The organism is Niameybacter sp., assembly GCF_036655075.1.
GTDB lineage: Bacteria > Bacillota > Clostridia > Lachnospirales > Cellulosilyticaceae > Holtiella.
This window is the reverse complement of sequence record NZ_JAVVQU010000105.1, coordinates 1-2,064: the sequence shown is the minus strand read 5'-3', so window position 1 is coordinate 2,064 and position 2,064 is coordinate 1. Positions and strand designations below refer to the sequence as shown.

The 2,064-nt window shown below is 37.7% G+C and carries 2 protein-coding genes; both read right to left on the bottom strand.

Annotation, left to right across the window (positions count from 1 at the left end):
* Nucleotides 1-157: 157 nt before the first annotated feature.
* Nucleotides 158-1,156, bottom strand: a complete 999-nt coding sequence (locus RRY75_RS14160; RefSeq protein ID WP_332717425.1) for an IS3 family transposase — start codon at nucleotides 1,154-1,156, stop codon at nucleotides 158-160.
* An 11-nt stretch (nucleotides 1,157-1,167) separates the two neighbouring features.
* The gene (locus RRY75_RS14155; protein ID WP_332717422.1) at nucleotides 1,168-1,578 is read right to left on the bottom strand and encodes an HTH domain-containing protein; all 411 of its coding nucleotides are present in this window, start codon (nucleotides 1,576-1,578) and stop codon (nucleotides 1,168-1,170) included.
* Between the last annotated feature and the right edge of the window lie 486 nt (nucleotides 1,579-2,064).

Below are 2,064 nucleotides of genomic sequence, written 5' to 3'. Positions count from 1 at the left end.
ATTAAACTGTACCCCATGTCAAGGACAATTTTAGTTTCGGGAATCCATATTTTTAGACAGTCAAAATTGGATACCCTATACCTTAGACATTTAATAAAATAGTGCCCATTTATTTAGACATACCTTCCACCAGGTACTCTTTTCATTTGGTTATAATTTATTGTTCATCAATTTTTCCAAGCTCCTTACGATCCTTGTATATTGTTGGTGCTTCAGGGGCATTTGTAATATCAAGCGGATAAATCCCTGTAACACAGAAGCTATAAAACTCGTTTGGAGATAGCTTTGCTAAATGCCACTGATAACGATCATTATTGTAATACTCAATATAGTCATCAATGAGCATTTTCACGTTTTCATAGGCATCAATTGATTCTAGTTTTTTTCCTATATGATCCTTCATATGCCCGAAAAAGCTTTCTTGTGGGGCATTATCCCAACAGTTCCCTCGTCTTGACATTGACTGCCGTAAGCATTTGTTTTTCACTATGTTTTGGAAGCTATTGCTTGTATAATGACAGCCTTGGTCACTATGAATAATCGTTTCCTCATACATTGATATGCCATGATTATCAATAAGTTGTTCTACTGTTTCTAGTACGAAGTCTACCTTTAGAGATCCGCTAATTACATAGGATAGAATCTGTTTTGTAAATGCATCTATTATGGTTGATAAATATGCAAAAGTTCCGTTATATGGAATGTAGGTGATATCTGTAAGTAGCACAACTCTCGGGCCATAGGCTTCAAACTCTCGCTTAAGCAGGTTATCAGCAACCATATTAGTCTTTAAATCTCTCGCTAACTGCTTGTAAGGGTTCTTTTTGCGTATCGGGCACACAAGGTTATACTTTTTCATCAAGCGACGAATTTTTTTTAGGTTCATTACTACCGGTGGTTCCATATGAATTAAATCCATATAGATACTTTGAGCACCTTTCGCATAGCCACTTTTCTTGTAAGCCCTAATGATGATTTCAAAGTCCTTTCTATCTTGCAACTCTCTTGCTTCACGTTGTTGTGCTGCCTTTAACCAAGCATAGTATCCACTCCTTGATACACCAGCCATTTCACACATGGTGCTGACGGTTACTGCATTGTTTACGTCTTTAAGGCAGTTTTCTATGATTTCAAATGTTGTAGATGAAGTCTTCATTATTATCGCACCTACTTCTTTGAAATTCTTGCTATAGAAATTTTTTTTAAATACTCCATTTCTTGCTCAAGATAAGCCATTTTCTGCTCTAATCGTTTAAGGGCCACTTGGGAACCATCTCTACTTGTATTTACCTTTTCTGTTGCTGATAGGGGTCTGACAATGTTGCTGAAAGGCCGTCCCTCAAGTGCAGCCTTCTTAATAGTATACCTCAATCCATACAAGCGACTTTCCCCGAGAATCTCAGGATCATAACCATATTTTTTGACTATCTGTGATTCGTTCATACCGGCGGAATAATCTTTCCAAAACAACTCCTTAAATGCTGTCGTAAAAGATATTGTGTTTCTTGTTACCACCATAGTGTACTGGTTTTCTGATAAAAGTGAGATTTCCTCTTCTGTAAATTTGTTTATTGTCATGGTCTTTCACTGTTCCTTTCTTGTAACTTAAGAGTACCATGATTTCACCATTGAGGAAAGTAGGAATCTCACCTTATGTCCATTTTTATGGGTATGTATTTTCCCCTGTCTAAATTAGAGGGATACTCAAAATGGGTTGTCCATAATTGGGGTTCCCGAAACTCAAAGTGTCCACCGTATAGGGTACAGTATACATTTGATTTTAGCTTTGCCAATTAATCCCTTGAAACCCATTTGTATCTGTGAATCTGCTCACTAGCGTTGAATTTTTTGCGATTCTGTGAGCAAATTCGACTTTTATTGTTTATTGGCCTTTAATTACAGCGATAAGTGATAATGATTCTCATTATCAGTTTTGCGCCAGCTTCAGCAGTCGACTTCGACTTGAACTTTCGGCTTCGGCATCAACTCCGCCATCTTTGACTTGGCTTCCAGCTTCAGCAGTCGACTTCGACTTGAACTTTCGGCTTCGACGTCAACTTAGCC

Excerpts from the sequence above, each read along its gene's own strand:
- RRY75_RS14160 (WP_332717425.1), bottom strand. The coding sequence starts at position 1,156 with ATGAAGACTTCATCTACAACATTTGAAATCATAGAAAACTGCCTTAAA.
- RRY75_RS14155 (WP_332717422.1), bottom strand. The coding sequence starts at position 1,578 with ATGACAATAAACAAATTTACAGAAGAGGAAATCTCACTTTTATCAGAA.